The sequence below is a fragment of the Thalassoglobus neptunius genome (genome assembly GCF_007859735.1).
Classification (GTDB): domain Bacteria; phylum Planctomycetota; class Planctomycetia; order Planctomycetales; family Planctomycetaceae; genus Thalassoglobus; species Thalassoglobus neptunius.
Window position 1 is genome coordinate 1 of sequence record NZ_SIHI01000035.1, and the last position, 15,357, is coordinate 15,357.

Here is a 15,357-nt window from a genome sequence, read left to right on the forward strand (position 1 = left end):
AAAGACGAAATAACCTGTACCGACACTCCCGGCCGAGACGCTCACATCCCTCCACCGGGTTCCTTATCAACAACAGCGCTCCGTTTTTCGCCCGTCGAGCGCTACGTTTTCTAACCGATGTCTACAGGCGAATGCGGTCTTTCTCTTTTGATATTTCAAGAGACCTGTTTTTTAACAACGATGGAGAGCTAACAGACCTCGGCAAAAAACACTTAACCTTCCTAGCTGGACAAATGAAAAGGCTTCCATTCGATCTCACGATCAATACTCCATCCACTCAAAACATTGTCGATACAACAAAGCTCGCCACTTATCTCATCATGGACAATGGAGTGTCGCTCCAGCAAGTTGCGGTTGGTGTGTTAACAAACTCAGACATCCCGCCGCAGAAACTTCGACTGGTGCTCAATCACGAAGAATAGACACATCAGCGGGCTCACCGATTGAAACGTTGGATGATGAATTTGCGACTTCCAACTGACACAGATAAAGACAGAAACCGAACGAGGTGATTCCAATGAGGAGGAAAAAGGGAGCTGGCGGCCCCAACAACAGCTATCTCATCTCCTTTGGAGACACGATGACAGCCTTACTTGCGTTCTTCATCGTGCTCAATTCACTTGCCTCTGAGCAAACCGGAGTCAATCTGTACTCAGGAACAGGTTCCTTTATTCGAGCCACGGACGAACTCGGTGTCCCCGGCATCTTCGAAGAGAAACTGAGTCGCAGCCCAATGCAACTCGATCACACTCCGCCAGTTTACATCGTCCCGAACACTTCGGACGAACAATCCGGAACGGGACCGGATGAAGAGTCGGACTCGCTTTACATACGCGACCGGGAGCAACAGGAACTCGAACGTGTCCTCTTCGAATTGGAACGCTTTCATGAGCATTCCGGAGTCGAAGAAACGGACTTGGGAGTCGCTTTCGACCGGATGACGCCTCTGCCCAGTTCAGAATCGCTGATCGATGGAGAGATGCGGAAACTCTTAATTGAAATTGCCCCGTTCGCGAGAAGAAAAGATTCGATCTTGAAAATCGTTGCCTGGACACCCTCTCCAGGACCGTCTGTATGGGCTCGTTCTGCAGAACGGGCAGCACTCCTCGCTTTCCAAATTTCCGACCAATTGCAGCTGCCGCAGAAAAAGCGACGCGAGATCCAGGCGGTCAGTCAACTCTGGCCATATTCTGACATCAAACGTCCCAGCATGACGATCATTGCGACGCGTCGTCGGCAAGAGAGTTCGTTCTGAGACTGATCGGGACTCAATAGGCACGATCGAGCCGCGCTGATTGAACCGGATACCGATCGACAACACGCTCTGAATGAGGACGAATTCGGTTCGGGCGCGACAGATGGCCCAGAGATTATTTTGCCCTGCCTTCTCATTCACCGCGATGATCAGCAAAATTGCGATAGAAATGCCTATCAATTTCGATCGCCAATACGAAGGGAGCACTCGACGAAACCAAATGAGTTCAGTCGAGTGCTGCTAATCCTCGCCAATGGTTTTAGTCGAGTTCTTTGATTCGGATGTTCCGCCAGCGAACCTCGTATGACTGATCTCGGTTACCGATTCCGTGGACCTGAAGCCCGATGAAACCTGACGGATGTGTTTCGAAAATCGGCTCGTCAGTGAGATCTTCGATTTCCTGTCCGTTGATAAATGTCTGAATTCGGGGGCCTTTTGCCGCAATTCGGAACTGGTTCCAATCTTCGTTCTTGAAGTGATCATGTGGTTTCAGGCGGTCTTCTGGAGTCAGCCATCCTCGGCCGGTCGCTTCTCCGTAGACGTATCCAGCTTCAGCAGGACCCGATTCGATTTCAACCTGCGGTCCGTAAACACGTCCCACCTGATTGTTCTTCCCATTGCCATCTGCAACGTCTTTTGTCTTGGAACGAATCTGAACACCTGAGTTCAAACCGTTGTCAACTTTGACCTCAAACTCCAGTTCAAAATCACCGTAATCGTCCAAGGTGCACAAAAACGAGTTCGGGCTGGCCGGAGCGGTTCGTCCGACAATGGCTCCATCTTCAACAGCGTAACTCGCCCAACCATTCTTTTGCGTCCAACCCTCAAGAGATTTTCCATTGAAGAGCGTTTGCCATTCACCGGCAGTGCACTGACTACCAATTGAAAACAGGAGTGCGAGAGAAAAAACAAATCGTGTCATGTTGCGCTTACTTTCTCATTTCAAGCAGACAAATTGAGAGATGAGTATACTGTAGACCATCTCACGTCGGCTGAGAATCGAAACGCATCGACACGATCAGTTTTGTCGTTGAAGGCATCTTCACACGCGATGTTCAGAGCTTCGCACGATCAGGCAAAGCTTAAGCCCTCGGCCTTTGTCTCATCGAAAGTCCACGAGAGTGCGAACGCGACTGTCGAAGATGCTGCATCGCTTCATTCGAAACCTGATCGACAAACGTGTGATCAGAACCGAACCCGACACTCAGGCAGCTTTCTGTTCCTGATTGTCCTGGCTGGTCAATTCCACAAGAAGATTCTGGATCCAATTGATACCGAGCAAGGCGGTTGCATGTTCGACGGAATGAACTTCGCGCAGAAGTTCTCCGTGTCGCCCTTTGGTCGCTGCTTCCATGACGACGCGCGAGGCGAGTTCCGCGTCCGCTTGAACGCGACTCGCAATGGAATTCCAGGTGAAATCGTCCTGATTGGAGAGTTCTTCGAGCAAAGCAATGCGGTGCCTGACCTGCAATCTCTCTGAACCTGAACGTTGAGATGCCGACGATGTATTGAGATTTTGATTGACCATCTGATTCTCCAATCAACCCAGGAAGTTCAAGAGCGAAGTTTCAAGCAGTCGAGTCGTCGTGGCGAATGTAAATTGCAGCAGGTTTTGCTCTTCCTGCAAGGTAACAACCGCCGAAGCAACGTCCGTCGATCGGAGGTCACTGAGAATGGACTCTGCCTGAAACTGCAGGTCCTCCGTCCGTTCTTCGACTCGATCAAGCTGTTGCAAAACGACTGCCTGGCGGCCGACGACCGAGAGAAGATGTTCACTCGCCACTTCCAGAGATTCAATCGTCGAGTCCAACCGTGTCCCTGCTTCCTCAAGATTTCCGTCAGCAGCACTCTGCAGGTCGTCGCAGACCTGTCGAATGACGGAGAAGATGTCAGTCAGTTCATTGGATTCCGGATCCACAAACTGGAAGGCTTCGTCACCCGCCAGGTAGACATCAAGATCATCATCCCCTGAGAGAACAACAACACCAGTCGAGGAACTTCCCTGATACTGTGTCGGACCTTCCACGATTCCGGAATAAGGTTCCTGCGTGGTTGACGTTCCGCTGAAAAGGTATTTTCCGTCAAACTTCGCATTCGCAACCGTTTCAAGAGTCTCCAGAAATCCATTCACTTCATCTGCAAGAGATTCACTTCATCTGCAAGAGATTGCAACTCGAAGGAAGTTTGGGATTGCCTGCCTTGCAGCGCGAGCGTTTTCGCTTGCACGACTAATTGATTCGCATCCAAAAGTTGTTCATTCGACTGTGTGAGCGAAGCACGCGCATGCTGAATTGCGTTGTGCTGAACCTCCAAACGATTGAGCACCCGCTGCTGAGACAGAATCGTCTGCTGAGCGATCGGATCATCGGAAGGACGATGCACACGCACACCGCTGCTGATCTGATTCTGAAGTGTTGCTGATCGCGACGCATGCGATTGGGCATGAAGTCGTTGGAGCTCAAGCTGTCGATGCGGAGTGATTCGAAACGTCATCTTTTCATCCTCTCTTAGACAAGTTGGAGAAGTTCATCCAGCGTTTCATCGATGACAGACACGAACCGTGAGGCTGCTTGAAACGCCCGCTGATACTCAAGCATCAGCAAGAGTTCTTCGTTTGGATCGACTCCGGAAATGGAATCTCTCTGAGTGGCAAGATGAGACTGCTGCTCGGAAAGAAACTCCTGACCCGTTTGTTCGCCTTCAATTCGAAACGCTGTCGCAATCGCCAAACTTTCCAGTCGTTCCTCGAAATTATCGCGGCCGTTTCCAAAGCGTTTCAGGTCGCGAGCTTCGAGAAAAAACTGCGCATTGGACGTGTCACTTGCGGCTCCAGTCTTGGAGACAGCAACGTTTCTTGAATTCTGTTCGACCAACGAATTGAGCTTGAGCCCCGTTTCCGAATCGCCCGAGAAAAACGTTCCTATGCCCAGTGTGGTCAACAGGCCGGTCTCATCCGGTTGTCCGATCAGACCGAATTCGAATGACTCACCATCGACAAGGTCGCCCGACGACAGCCTCAACGAGACCCCATCCACAACTTCAATTGTCTGGCCTACGACTGTTCCAGCTCCCACGTCGAGAGTCTTGATCACCTCACCGGACGCTGTCTCACTGACTTCAAGCTTTAGTGGACTGGTCTGGCCCACGGTTCCAGTTCCAACCGCACGGACGGTGTAGCGTGCGTTTTCTCCCGTTGGAATTCCAAACAATTCCGGCTGACTTGTCCCTGTCGCAAAGCCTGTTCCGGAGTCAAAATCGATTCCGCCGGAGAAGCTGATGGTGTATCCATCAGCGGCGTTAAGCGAAACTGCTTTTGACTGAGACTGATAAGTCGCGTTTAATCCGGAAACAGCGTCGATTTTATTAACAATGTCCTGAAGACTTTCGGTTTCTGGATCAACATCGATGCGATGAATGCTGGTCTCGCCGGAAACAACCTCCGTCAAATTGACGTAAAGCGTTCCCTCCTGAACCGGGAAAGGTGAGGAGAGACTGCTCAGGATCGCGTTCGGATCGCTCACTGATCGTTCCCCGATCAACTCCTGGAATCCAATTCCCTCACCAAGCCCAGTGGCTTGAACGTGATCGATCGTCGCGACAAACGTATTCGTCCAGTCATGGAGTGCTTGACGAATATCATCGATGGCAACCTGTCCCTGGGCTCGGCCGGCGATCGATCCCGATTCAATCGTCACAAGACTTCCTGCGGTTGTCGAAGTGAACTCTGCAGGACCGAGACTATTCGCCGTCACTTCTAATTTCGATGAACTCACTCCAATCACAACACCGCCACCAGCGACAAGAATCGAGAGATCATTGTTAAGCAAACTCGAAGACGACACATCGACATAATTCGCGAGATCGTTAATTAAACGTTCACGTTGATCTCTTAATGCATTCGGGACTGTTCCCTGATTCTCAAGAATTCGGATGCGGCGATTAAGTGCGCTCAAGTCCTCAGCCAACCGATTGACCTCAGCGACTTCCTGTTCAATCACAACTGCGTTCGATCTTGAGAGATCATTCAAACGAGAGTGGAGCTGTTCCGTCTGCTGAATCACGTGTCGAGCAGATTCCACAACGGCGTCCCGAACCGTTGCGACTGTGGGATGCGCAGCCAGTTCCTCCAGTTGGTTAAAGAATTCCGTCACCGACGAGACGAGCGAACCTTCTGTTGGAAGCAATACGGTTTCAATCTTCCTCAGCGATTCAAGCACTGTCTCCGACTCTGCCTGAAGCGACGTATTCTGAGTCAACGCCACTTCGGAAACATGATCTCGAAGCCGTTCGATTCCGGTGACAACAACACCCGTTCCGACTTGTGTTCCGTTCGGACCAGGAGAAAAGCGATCGACAAACTCAACACGTTGTCGATGAAATCCGGTCGTGTTCGCGTTCGCGATATTGTTTGCAATCGTGCTCAGCGCCTGCTGATTCGCTTGCAACGCAGAGAGTCCAATATCGTAGTGAATCATATCAGGACCTTAATTCCAGGATCGTATGAGAAGTCGATGTGGCGAGATGACCAGTCGGTCCGTACTGAGGATGCGGCTGCGTTCCCGTGGCAGCTCGCACGACCGCTTCCAAAATGTCCTGATGTGCTCGAGAGTGAAAGTTCATCACCCGTGACAGCCCCCGAACAGTACTTCGCGCACTCATGACATTCTGAAACAACACCTGAAGATCAGAGCGTTGGCACGTGCTGACGAAGTGCCTGATTCCGTTGTCGAACTCAAGCTGCTCGGACAGGTCAGCACGAATCGAACGATAGCTTTCCAGCGCATTTCTCGATCCCTCCTCAAGTTCCCGAACTTGCTCTGCCGTCGCGCTCGCGCCGGTCCCTTCGCGACGAAACGAAAGGAGCTCTCGGATCAGTCGCTCTGCCTGACGTAGAGCGCGGAGTTCTTCTGAAAGGAGGTGAAAAAGCGTCTCAGCGGGGTCCTCAAGATCCAGATTCTTCATAGCTCCCTCTCCGGTGGATGAGCAGCCTTCTCGCCGGAATCAATTGCGAGCGATTGAGTGAACGTCTCCGCAAGTCCGATTCCGCCCTGCTCTGCCAGAAACTGACTGAGGTACCGGTCGAAGATTCCTCCGAGAGTATCTGACTCATCCCCTTCGAACAGACCACCTCCGGCGGCTTGCCGCATTTCTTTTAAGAGCGTTGAGATCAACAGACTCTCGAGTTCAACACCGGCCTGAGCAGAAGGCTTGTTGAGTGTCCCGGAATCGATACCGAAGTTCATCGATCCAAGATCCGGCTGAATTGGGAGCGGTCCCATCTGCGAGTCCTTTCTGACACGGTACATCAAAGAGTGCCCACCGATGAAAACTCACCGACTCGCCTGTTTACTTAAAGAGCAATTGCGCGTGCAGTGAACCCGATTCTTTTAACATCTGGAAAATCGAACTTAAATCGCGAGGTGCGACTCCCAGTGCGTTCAAAGCTTGAGCGAGTTCTCCAACCGTGACGGACTCTTCAAGGACGGCAATCGTGGCATCTTCTTCTTCAACAACGATATCTGTTCTCGGAACAATGGCTGTCACACCGTCACTGAATGGTGCGGGTTGTGAGACCTCTGGAGACTCTGCAGTGGAAACCGCCAGATTCGCGTGAGTGATGAGCACCTTCGACAATTTGACATGCTCACCGACGATGATCGTCCCCGTCCGCTCGTTAATAACCACTCGAGCTGGAACGTCGGGAATGACGGTCATCATTTCCACAATCGCAAGGAATTCAGGAATCGCCCCGTGAAAAGATTCCGGAACCCAGATCTCTACAGAACCAGCGTCTCCAACGATCGTAGACTGCGGAAATTTCTGATTGATGACGTCCGAAATCCTGCGTGCCGTTTCGAGTGATGGATCGGTCAGAAGTAAACGAACTCGCCCTCCGCAACCAACCCCGCTTCCAACTCCCATTTCGACCACCGCTCCGTTCGGAATCCTTCCGGTCGTCGGATGATTCTTCTGAACCGAGGCTCCCTGTCCTGAGAAACTGAATCCGCCGATCGACAATGGACCAGATGCGATCGCATAAACTTCCCCATCTGCCCCGAATAGAGGCGTCATGATCAACTGTCCCCCTTGAAGACTTTCGGCATCGTCAAAAGCAGAGACAAGAACGTCAATCTGCGATCCCTGTTTGTCCAGGCTGCTTAAATCCGCAGTGACAGTCACCACTGAAATATTGTCAGTCCGCTGGGCAGTATCTCTTTCGATAATACTTCGCAACGAAGGATCCGACCGCACTCCGAACCTCTGAAGCATATTGAGCGCGAACCGTCGGGTCACCGGGCTACGTCCTCCGGTTCCGTCCAGCCCGGTCACCAGCCCCATTCCGACAAGCTGGTTTCTCTGCACACCCTGAATCGTCGTAATGTCCTGGATACGCACTTCTGACGCATCCACGTCTGTCGAAAATTGAGCAGTATGAAGAAGGATGAGTACAAAAAATAGCTGTCGTTTTGTGGAAGAAAACATCTTTGTACTCCATTGAAACATTAGAACTATCACCATGGACGGATTCGTTCTCAGTCCACTCGTCAGTGAGAAGGAGCCACCGATTTATGGAAACGATCGGGACATTAACTCGGAGAGAGCTATCGCCGAACAAAAATTAAAACGGCCAGAGATGGTTGACTTTTCGAGCAAACCATCCTTGTCGCGTAAACGATTGGCTCGCGCCGTCTCCATCGCAAACGAGTTGAAAATCCGCGATAAACTGCGAGTGAATTGAGTTATCCGGCCGCAGGTCAATCGGTCGAATGACTCCCGAGAGAGTCACGAATCGTGATTCACCAGCGATCATCGTTTCCCGCTGCCCACTGATAACCATGTTTCCATTTGGAAAAACACTTGTGACCGTTGCTGTCATTCGATCGGTCAATTCCTGGGAGTTTCGATAATCCGATTGTCCATCGAAGTCTCGTTCGGAAGTGACCTTAAAGTCCATGGCTGCATCGGCGGCATTTGCTCCAAGCCCTCCCCCCGTCTTGAAATCAAATCCGAAGAATCCGCTCGATTCTGTTTCCTTATTCATCCGTCGATCTTCCCGACTGTCGAGATCCGTTTCCTGTGAGATGAGCACAGTCACCAGGTCTCCCACGTTTCTGGCACGCGTGTCGTAGAACAAATAAGCATGCTCGTCCGTTCGACGCATCCAGATCGACTGCGCGTAAGCGTCTCCTTGGTCAAAGAGAATCAACGCTCCGACTATCATGCAAAATGAAATGGTTGTATTTCGCTGTGACATATTAAATGCCCCCCTTAAATGAGAACGAACTGTTTAGGACTCGCTATTTCAAGTCGACGACTGCTTCACCAGCACCCACAACTCGAGCTGTAACAATTCGGTTGGATTCGAGATTTTTAACACGAATCAGTTGCCCGACGCGTCCTGTCTGCATCGCCTGAGCGCGGGGAACGACGAACCTCAAACCTCGAGTTTCGGCAACCAGCCGAACAGCATCTCGAACGTGGATGACGACATCCCTGTTCACAGGTTGAACATCCACCAAGTCATCAACGGTGACGACCGTCCCAGCTTCAACCATCTTCACCGTCCGCTTGCCGATCACCTGCTCGAACGTAGGCGATTGGAGACCTCCGAAATCGAAAAGCGACTTCATCTCAAACATTTCTGGACTCACTATTTCATCGCGAGGAATGTCCATTCGGGCAGTGAGAACTCTACGTTGACGGGATATCACCATCGGAACACGATCGGACCAAATCAGGTCCTCATCACATAATGCTCGCACTTGCACCAATCTTCGTCCCCAAATTTGATGGCGGGGAAATTCAAAGTCGAAGCGAAGCGGAGTCTCCGAAGGAACTTCCGGTCGACGTCCCCGAAAGACAGGTTGAATCACTTTCACTTGCACGTCGTCCGGGGAACAACCAGAGATGCGAGCCACTTCCAAACGTGCTGATTGCTCCAGACTCGCCTCCGTCAACTCGGCCGATTCAATCCGCTGCACCTGACATTCCGTCGCTCCAACAAGAACGATCCCACGGTCGACCGAACACAACGCCAGGCGTAAATCAATCAGTCGTCGATCGAGAGTAATGGTCGATCCGCTTTGCTCGACCTGACAGAGATCAATGTGTCTTAATTCCTCAGGGAGTAACTCGGGAGCAGTATCAACAACATCAACGAGTCTCACGACCGGCTGAAGGACTTTAACATCAGGCAGAAGCCGAAGACACAACGGCGCGTCTTGCTGCGCATGAGCCAAATTCACCATCCCGATCATGTTGGCCACAAGCGTGACTACCCAGATAGGTTTCAGCATTACAATGCCTCCTGAGTCGCTGAGTTTAATTTCAGTCCATCGGCAAGCGAAATCACCGAACAATTTCTGAGGAAGTCGACAGCATTTCGTCTCCCGCCCGAATCGCTCGGGAATTGACTTCGTAAGCTCGTTGCGCACTGATTAACGAAATGAGTTCCGTCACGACTTCGACATTGGAACCTTCGAGGAACCCCTGACGAATGATCCCCAAACCATCCTGACCGGGTACTCCTAGAACTTCGTCTCCTGAGGCAGGTGTCGCGGCATATAGATTCCCTCCCTCACTTGAAAGTCCCGCCGAGTTCAGGAATCGCGCTAGCTGTAATTGTCCGAGTTGGACAGCGTTCTCCGTCACACCGGAAACGATCCCCGTGACAGTTCCGTCTTCACCGATGCTCAACTTGCTCAGACTAATCCCGTCCTGGATTGTGATGCCAGCATCGAGCAGATATCCGTTCGCCGTCACCAGCTGGCCGTTTCCATCGATTCGAAGTGCGCCATCGCGGGTGTAACGAGTATCTCCATTCGGCATCAAGACTTTGAGAAACCCCTCGCCTTCAATCGCGATATCAAGCGAATTCCCAGTTTGCTCCAACGTCCCGGGCGTGAAGATTTTCGTCGTTCCACTTGTTCGCACTCCGCTGCCTAGCTGCAACCCCGTTGGCGAAACCTGTCCCTGTGCGACCTCTGTCCCCGGCTGTTCGAGAGTCGTGTACCTTAGATCTGCGAAGTTTAGATAACTTCTCTTAAATCCTGTTGTATTCACGTTCGCGAGATTATTCGCAGTATTATCAAGAAGCAGTTCCTGTGCTTTCATCCCTGTAGCACTTGTATAGAGCGAGCGAATCATATTTAGTTTCCTCCATCAGCTTGAGTATGACGCTGAATCGCGTCTGTGAGAGTTTCCAGTGACCGAGCAGCGGCTTCGTGACGTCGTTGACTCGAAATCATGTCGACCAATTCACGAGTCACCGAAACGTTCGACTGTTCCAGAAACCCCTGGCGAATGGTCGAGTCAGCAATCGTTGGCCGTTGGCCTCCCCGATTCGCAAACAAGGTCCCCCCTGAAGGAGTCAGTTGCTGCAAGTCAGGGAAGGTCACTGCCTTAACCCGACCAACGAGTCTCTGCCCGGAGAAGAGACGCCCATCTTCCTGAACGGCTAATTCGTCCAAACTGGCTGGGAGCGAGAAAGACAACCGCCCTTGCGTCCCCTGAACCACATAGCCTTCGTGAGTGACAAGTGTTCCCTCATCATCGAGTCGAAAACTCCCATTCCGGGTGTATCGCAGGCCGTCCGGAGTTTCGACTTCAAAAAACTCTTCACCCTCAATTGCCAGATCGAGCGGAACTCCTGTCGGCTTGGACTGCCCCGGAGTAAAGTCGATGCTGAGATTCCCACCTCGCAATCCGGGCAATGATCGTGCGGCAAGCTGTTCTCGAGTCTCATGAACCGAATCGTCAAACGTGCCTTGACGCATCTGCATTCGACGATGCCCGGGAAGCTGGGCATGAGCAAGATTGTGAGCGATTGCTTCATGATGTCGCGCCGATGACTCCATCGCGACCGCTGAGCTATATAGACCATGTAGCATACGGAATCCTTTCCGTTTCAACCGGTTGTTAAAACCTTGACAGCTCTCGGAGTGTTGAACGGATCACCACCCGGTCGCTGCTCGTGCATGGGTGACCGAGAATTCAAGTTCACGACCACTCATGCACCAGTGCTGCTATGCAGTTGCTGTGCCAAGTAAAGCATGAACGAAATGAGCAGTTCGTTGAGTTAGGAAAACTATTGGGCTCGTGACTTTCCTGAGGAATGTTCCGCTTCTAAGAGCCCAATGGAAAGAGGGAAACTCTTTCCCCAAACGCGGAATTTGTTTCCCTCAGCTTCCATGATGAGCGACTCGATTCGATTGCCTCGTTCGCGAATGTTTTCATTCACTTCTGAAGGTGTTTCCGTTCACGCTGAGAGCAAAACCACCCGGGTCTCTGCCCCATTCAACCGGAATAGCTTTCCTGAATCCCCTCTTCGTCAAGGTTTGCAAACGCTCAGCCCGATTCCTTCTTTCAGCTCGTCTTGGTAATCGTCGAGCCGGCACCGCAACGATTCAGGTGTCCAGTCGATGTCGTGAATGGCCTTAGCTAGTCAAAGTTTGCTGCCATGGAACGAGGTGACAATGTTACTTCCGAAAATACTCCGCCAAAGACATTCCGCATGGGACGGTTTTCACCGTGGATCATTTTGCTCGCAGCTGTGTCAGGAGGAGCAGTCCCCTTCCTCAGCCCATTGATCGGCGGCCTGCCTTCCGACCTTTCGCCCACGAATCTCACAGACTCCAAGAGCGAAGACTCCTCACGTGTCACTTACGTCCCTTTTGGGGAAGTGACTGTGAATCTCGACGAAGGGAGGATGAACCGATACCTCCGACTTAAAATGGCTCTCCAGGTTCTTCAAGACGACCGTGAGAGTGTCGAGGACCTCGTTGAATCTCGTTCGCTGGAGTTAAAAAACTGGCTTCTCAGCCATTTATCAGACAAGAACCTGAACGACATCCGAGGCAAAGTTGGTCAAAACCAATTGCGTCGAGAAATTCGGAACCAGTTTAACTCCATTCTCTTTCCGAACGGCCGCGACCGTATCAATGACATCCTGTTCGAAGAATTCAATGTCCAATAACGTCTCCATAGATCCCCCGATCATTGAACCTGCGGACTTCGATAAGCCACGGCGCCCGAAACAGGTTCTCTTAAAGATGCTGAACCAATGGCTCGCCGAGACCACCGCTCGAGTTACCGAGTCATGGATGAGCGTTTGCACACATCCTATTCAACTAGGAGCACAATCCATTGAAATCATTGGCGATGAGACCGCACGAAAGTCGCTTCCAGAAGATGGTTATGCAATCGCTTTGAGTCTCGGTTCGGAACAGTCCACCGGGTTCTTATGCATTGCCAAACGTCAGATCTGGATGTTGCTCGCAGACCTTTTGAATCTGAATCCCGATGAGCTCCCCCATGATCGTTCTCCCACGCAAACCGAACGGTCGATGCTCGAAATTTTAATTGAAATGTACGTTTCCGGGCTCGCAGCTGCGTGGCCTGGTGGTGGTGACCTTCCCTGTCAATTCGACGAACTCATCGAACGTCCCCACCGAAAACGAATTCGGGGTCACATAGCGCATGGATCAAAGGCACTCAAACTGTCACAAGTCGTTTTGGCCTGTCAGAGATCTTCTGGCTGTTCCCGAAATCTCCGATTGAGAACTGGGTCGACGATTCCATTGATGGTTGTGCCACCTCCGGAGGAAGAACATCCGGAGATCTGATTCATTTAACCGAACAGATTCCATTCGCGATAAGCGTCGAGCTGGGAGAGTTATCGTTAAGTATGACCGAAATTACGGAGTTGAATATCGGCGACACTCTCCTTCTGGATCAGTCCGTCCATCAACCGTTGACTGCACACATCCAAGGACACCCAAAGTGGAAAGGTCGGCCCGTCCGACGCGGTCATCAACTGGCGTTTCAAGTCACAGAACTCGTCGATCCAAGTTACCGCACTGAGCCTTCGCAACAACGATAGATCGTCTCATCGATTCAATGCGGCACAGCAACCACAAACGGCAGCATACCAGTCCTTCATTTTACCTGATTCCAGTTTGACCTCCTCAGCTTTCTAACAAGTAGATTCGAGAGGTCTGACACAGATACTTCATCCAAAATCACACCTGCAGGTTCCCATGATCAGCAATCTGCATTCCCCGTCGACTATCCGGCTCGCCCCACAGTTGAGACAGCCGCATCGCGATTGCCTCTCAAGATGTTCCACGATGTTCAGGTCCATGTTTCCGTCGAGCTGGGCAGATCGCGAATGACCATTCATGAACTGCTTCAATTGGGCGAAGGAAGCGTCATCGAACTTGACCGCAACGTGAGCGAACCAGTGGACATTATCGCACAAGGTGTTCGCATTGCCCGCGGAGAAGTTTGCATCGTCGAGGACCACTACGCCGTCCGACTCACCGAAATTGAATCAGATGCAAACCCTACAATTCTCGATTCTTAGTGCTAACTCCACAACTACTACTAAGAGTTATTAACTTGCATCCACTCTAAACGATTTCACCACCATAAATACGCTCCCGAAGACATATCAAAACCAATAATCAATCTCACAGCACAGCGCACCACTCAGCACCAATCTCCACACAGTCTATCTGCTCTGCGAATTTTCTGGATGAGCGTCCCCCATGATTCGAGTGACATTCTCAATGCGACGATCATTTCCGGTCCCAATCATCGCTGCTCTGTGGATCATGACTGCTCTCCTGGCTGGCCCACTCTCTCGTGGATACGCCGAAAGCTATTCCGTCTGGAGAGCAATTGATCCTGAAACCGACATCGACTCACTCTTCACGCCGCCAGGAGTTGCTCTCGTCAATCCAGATCCGGGACTGATTGAGGCCGCTGCAGCCCCCATTCAGCAATCAACACAACAATCAACTTCTCGCGACTCCGTCTCCACTGAGGAGCAGGAAATCAGCGACACACCATCCGACAACGAACTCGACCAGCCCGAAGATGCGTCCAACCCCGCCAGCGATGCCCAATCCCGGGTCGAGTCTGAGCAGTTTGCTTCACTCGAAAACTTTTCTCCATCAATATTGAGCTCTTCTGATAGTCAATTGAATCAACACTTTCCCGACCTTTGGACTCTCATTCCGATGACGAGTGTTGTTCTCGTCATGGCATTGGCGGCAGCTTCTTTAGTGAAGTGGTACCAATCTTCCCGCCCAATGGTGGATCAACAACGAGTGGTCCGACAAGTGGAAACACTAACGATCGGGGCTCGGGAGCGTTTGCATCTGGTCGCTGTCCACGATGAAAACTTCCTGGTCGCCGTCGACACCCATGGAATCAAGTCCGTGACAGTTGTTCCGAGTTGGGCACGAGGAATTGATCCCGATTCAATCGTTGCTCCTGTCGAGAAAACTTCCGATCAAGGACCCTTCGATGCTTGCTGATTCTCTGACAAATGTCACAACTGAAATGCTCCGCTCAGAAGCTTTTCAGTCAACGTCACCTCATCTCAAGGTCGCACTCTTCCTTGGAGCGATGGCGTTTCTCTCGTCTGCGCTGGTGACGATGACTGCTTTCACGAGAATCGTCATTGTGCTTTCCTTCGTCCGAAGAGCACTATCGACACAGGAAATCCCACCAACACAGGTGATTCTTGGGCTCTCATTGTTCCTAACGCTTTTCGTCATGGGCCCCACTCTCACAACACTTGAGCAGGAAGCGGTGACACCATACCTCCAGGAAAGCATCTCGGGCGAAGTTGCCTGGACCAGAGGTAGCGGAATTCTGAGTCAATTCATGCTCTCACAGACAAGAAAGCAAGACCTGCTGCTCATGATGGATCTCGCCGATGTTCGATCCATTGAATCTCCCGAAGATGTCCCACTTCGTGTACTCGTTCCGTCGTTCGTAATTAGCGAGTTAAAGACCGCCTTTATCATGGGATTCTGTATCTATCTCCCATTTGTTCTGATCGACCTTGTTGTCTCCGTCATTCTTATGGCCTTGGGAATGATGATGATGCCCCCAGTGGTGATTTCCACTCCCTGTAAACTTCTTCTTTTTATTCTAATCGACGGCTGGAGCCTAATTGTCCGCTCTCTCAGCTTGAGTTTTCAAACTTAGCTGTATACCCGACAAACTTCCATTAACTCCCCTTTGAGTTCTGCATCAATCCCAGAAGTCCTAAGACCAGAACTACCCCACCACAATGACCTCCACGTCGA

Annotated in this window: 20 protein-coding genes; 8 read left to right on the top strand and 12 right to left on the bottom strand. The window is 51.3% G+C overall.

Going from position 1 to position 15,357, the window contains the following annotated elements; all coding sequences use genetic code 11:
* Together KOR42_RS21445 and KOR42_RS21450 are read left to right on the top strand one after the other, a co-directional pair.
* Positions 1 to 422: hypothetical protein (locus tag KOR42_RS21445; protein WP_231741056.1), on the top strand; the 422-nt coding region annotated here is incomplete at its 5' end.
* A 95-nt stretch (positions 423 to 517) separates the two neighbouring features.
* Positions 518 to 1,255: a flagellar motor protein MotB gene (locus KOR42_RS21450; RefSeq protein ID WP_146511887.1), complete on the top strand. Its 738-nt coding sequence runs from the start codon at positions 518 to 520 to the stop codon at positions 1,253 to 1,255.
* 259 nt (positions 1,256 to 1,514) lie between these two features.
* On the opposite strand, the gene KOR42_RS21455 is transcribed toward KOR42_RS21450, so the two are convergent.
* The 12 genes from KOR42_RS21455 to KOR42_RS21510 all read right to left on the bottom strand — a co-directional run bounded on the left by KOR42_RS21455 (position 1,515) and on the right by KOR42_RS21510 (position 11,145).
* Positions 1,515 to 2,177, bottom strand: a complete 663-nt coding sequence (locus KOR42_RS21455) for a 3-keto-disaccharide hydrolase (protein ID WP_146511888.1) — start codon at positions 2,175 to 2,177, stop codon at positions 1,515 to 1,517.
* Between the two features lie 282 nt (positions 2,178 to 2,459).
* Positions 2,460 to 2,783, bottom strand: a complete 324-nt coding sequence (locus KOR42_RS21460; RefSeq protein WP_146511889.1) for an HDOD domain-containing protein — start codon at positions 2,781 to 2,783, stop codon at positions 2,460 to 2,462.
* Positions 2,784 to 2,795: 12 nt separating this feature from the next.
* Complete coding sequence (locus KOR42_RS21465; RefSeq protein WP_146511890.1) at positions 2,796 to 3,386, bottom strand: hypothetical protein; 591 nt, start codon at positions 3,384 to 3,386, stop codon at positions 2,796 to 2,798.
* On the bottom strand, positions 3,383 to 3,748 hold the full coding sequence (locus KOR42_RS21470) for a hypothetical protein (protein ID WP_146511891.1): 366 nt from the start codon (positions 3,746 to 3,748) through the stop codon (positions 3,383 to 3,385). Before KOR42_RS21470 ends, KOR42_RS21465 begins: the two co-directional genes overlap by 4 nt.
* Before the next feature lie 14 nt (positions 3,749 to 3,762).
* A complete protein-coding gene (flgK, locus tag KOR42_RS21475) occupies positions 3,763 to 5,730 on the bottom strand; it encodes a flagellar hook-associated protein FlgK (protein ID WP_146511892.1) in 1,968 nt (655 codons plus the stop codon).
* Between the two features lies 1 nt (position 5,731).
* Positions 5,732 to 6,217: a hypothetical protein gene (locus KOR42_RS21480; RefSeq protein ID WP_146511893.1), complete on the bottom strand. Its 486-nt coding sequence runs from the start codon at positions 6,215 to 6,217 to the stop codon at positions 5,732 to 5,734.
* Positions 6,214 to 6,534: a rod-binding protein gene (locus KOR42_RS21485; protein ID WP_197441426.1), complete on the bottom strand. Its 321-nt coding sequence runs from the start codon at positions 6,532 to 6,534 to the stop codon at positions 6,214 to 6,216. The genes KOR42_RS21480 and KOR42_RS21485 overlap by 4 nt, the downstream gene beginning before the upstream one ends.
* 67 nt (positions 6,535 to 6,601) lie before the next feature.
* Positions 6,602 to 7,738, bottom strand: a complete 1,137-nt coding sequence (locus KOR42_RS21490; protein ID WP_197441427.1) for a flagellar basal body P-ring protein FlgI — start codon at positions 7,736 to 7,738, stop codon at positions 6,602 to 6,604.
* A gap of 136 nt (positions 7,739 to 7,874) precedes the next feature.
* Positions 7,875 to 8,510 carry a flagellar basal body L-ring protein FlgH gene (locus KOR42_RS21495; RefSeq protein ID WP_146511896.1) on the bottom strand — a complete coding sequence of 212 codons (636 nt, stop codon included), beginning with the start codon at positions 8,508 to 8,510 and terminating at the stop codon, positions 7,875 to 7,877.
* A 43-nt stretch (positions 8,511 to 8,553) separates the two neighbouring features.
* A complete protein-coding gene (gene flgA / locus KOR42_RS21500; RefSeq protein WP_146511897.1) occupies positions 8,554 to 9,552 on the bottom strand; it encodes a flagellar basal body P-ring formation chaperone FlgA in 999 nt (332 codons plus the stop codon).
* 52 nt (positions 9,553 to 9,604) lie between these two features.
* Complete coding sequence (flgG, locus tag KOR42_RS21505) at positions 9,605 to 10,402, bottom strand: flagellar basal-body rod protein FlgG (RefSeq protein WP_146511898.1); 798 nt, start codon at positions 10,400 to 10,402, stop codon at positions 9,605 to 9,607.
* Positions 10,403 to 10,404: 2 nt separating this feature from the next.
* Complete coding sequence (locus KOR42_RS21510; protein ID WP_146511899.1) at positions 10,405 to 11,145, bottom strand: flagellar hook-basal body protein; 741 nt, start codon at positions 11,143 to 11,145, stop codon at positions 10,405 to 10,407.
* Between the two features lie 623 nt (positions 11,146 to 11,768).
* Between KOR42_RS21510 and KOR42_RS21515 the strand changes: the two genes are divergently transcribed.
* The 6 genes from KOR42_RS21515 to fliP all read left to right on the top strand — a co-directional run bounded on the left by KOR42_RS21515 (position 11,769) and on the right by fliP (position 15,256).
* Complete coding sequence (locus KOR42_RS21515; protein ID WP_197441428.1) at positions 11,769 to 12,230, top strand: flagellar basal body-associated FliL family protein; 462 nt, start codon at positions 11,769 to 11,771, stop codon at positions 12,228 to 12,230.
* On the top strand, positions 12,220 to 12,879 hold the full coding sequence (locus KOR42_RS27485) for a hypothetical protein (RefSeq protein WP_231741057.1): 660 nt from the start codon (positions 12,220 to 12,222) through the stop codon (positions 12,877 to 12,879). Before KOR42_RS21515 ends, KOR42_RS27485 begins: the two co-directional genes overlap by 11 nt.
* A 17-nt stretch (positions 12,880 to 12,896) precedes the next feature.
* Positions 12,897 to 13,136: a FliM/FliN family flagellar motor C-terminal domain-containing protein gene (locus KOR42_RS27490; RefSeq protein WP_261342063.1), complete on the top strand. Its 240-nt coding sequence runs from the start codon at positions 12,897 to 12,899 to the stop codon at positions 13,134 to 13,136.
* Positions 13,137 to 13,373: 237 nt separating this feature from the next.
* Positions 13,374 to 13,619 (top strand): flagellar motor switch protein FliN, encoded by a 246-nt coding sequence (gene fliN / locus KOR42_RS21525; protein WP_146511902.1) that lies wholly within the window; start codon positions 13,374 to 13,376, stop codon positions 13,617 to 13,619.
* A 205-nt stretch (positions 13,620 to 13,824) separates the two neighbouring features.
* Positions 13,825 to 14,577 carry a flagellar biosynthetic protein FliO gene (locus KOR42_RS21530; RefSeq protein WP_197441429.1) on the top strand — a complete coding sequence of 251 codons (753 nt, stop codon included), beginning with the start codon at positions 13,825 to 13,827 and terminating at the stop codon, positions 14,575 to 14,577.
* Positions 14,567 to 15,256: a flagellar type III secretion system pore protein FliP gene (gene fliP, locus KOR42_RS21535; RefSeq protein ID WP_231741060.1), complete on the top strand. Its 690-nt coding sequence runs from the start codon at positions 14,567 to 14,569 to the stop codon at positions 15,254 to 15,256. Before KOR42_RS21530 ends, fliP begins: the two co-directional genes overlap by 11 nt.
* Positions 15,257 to 15,357 lie beyond the last annotated feature (101 nt).

What these genes read in the sequence shown, in the direction of transcription:
- KOR42_RS21450 (WP_146511887.1), top strand. Translation starts at nt 518, where the DNA reads ATGAGGAGGAAAAAGGGAGCTGGCGGCCCCAACAACAGCTATCTCATC.
- KOR42_RS21455 (WP_146511888.1), bottom strand. Translation starts at nt 2,177, where the DNA reads ATGACACGATTTGTTTTTTCTCTCGCACTCCTGTTTTCAATTGGTAGT.
- KOR42_RS21460 (WP_146511889.1), bottom strand. Translation starts at nt 2,783, where the DNA reads ATGGTCAATCAAAATCTCAATACATCGTCGGCATCTCAACGTTCAGGT.
- KOR42_RS21470 (WP_146511891.1), bottom strand. Translation starts at nt 3,748, where the DNA reads ATGACGTTTCGAATCACTCCGCATCGACAGCTTGAGCTCCAACGACTT.
- flgK (WP_146511892.1), bottom strand. Translation starts at nt 5,730, where the DNA reads ATGATTCACTACGATATTGGACTCTCTGCGTTGCAAGCGAATCAGCAG.
- KOR42_RS21480 (WP_146511893.1), bottom strand. Translation starts at nt 6,217, where the DNA reads ATGAAGAATCTGGATCTTGAGGACCCCGCTGAGACGCTTTTTCACCTC.
- KOR42_RS21485 (WP_197441426.1), bottom strand. Translation starts at nt 6,534, where the DNA reads ATGGGACCGCTCCCAATTCAGCCGGATCTTGGATCGATGAACTTCGGT.
- KOR42_RS21490 (WP_197441427.1), bottom strand. Translation starts at nt 7,738, where the DNA reads ATGTTTTCTTCCACAAAACGACAGCTATTTTTTGTACTCATCCTTCTT.
- KOR42_RS21495 (WP_146511896.1), bottom strand. Translation starts at nt 8,510, where the DNA reads ATGTCACAGCGAAATACAACCATTTCATTTTGCATGATAGTCGGAGCG.
- flgA (WP_146511897.1), bottom strand. Translation starts at nt 9,552, where the DNA reads ATGCTGAAACCTATCTGGGTAGTCACGCTTGTGGCCAACATGATCGGG.
- flgG (WP_146511898.1), bottom strand. Translation starts at nt 10,402, where the DNA reads ATGATTCGCTCGCTCTATACAAGTGCTACAGGGATGAAAGCACAGGAA.
- KOR42_RS21510 (WP_146511899.1), bottom strand. Translation starts at nt 11,145, where the DNA reads ATGCTACATGGTCTATATAGCTCAGCGGTCGCGATGGAGTCATCGGCG.
- KOR42_RS21515 (WP_197441428.1), top strand. Translation starts at nt 11,769, where the DNA reads ATGGGACGGTTTTCACCGTGGATCATTTTGCTCGCAGCTGTGTCAGGA.
- KOR42_RS27485 (WP_231741057.1), top strand. Translation starts at nt 12,220, where the DNA reads ATGTCCAATAACGTCTCCATAGATCCCCCGATCATTGAACCTGCGGAC.
- fliN (WP_146511902.1), top strand. Translation starts at nt 13,374, where the DNA reads ATGTTCCACGATGTTCAGGTCCATGTTTCCGTCGAGCTGGGCAGATCG.
- KOR42_RS21530 (WP_197441429.1), top strand. Translation starts at nt 13,825, where the DNA reads ATGCGACGATCATTTCCGGTCCCAATCATCGCTGCTCTGTGGATCATG.
- fliP (WP_231741060.1), top strand. Translation starts at nt 14,567, where the DNA reads ATGCTTGCTGATTCTCTGACAAATGTCACAACTGAAATGCTCCGCTCA.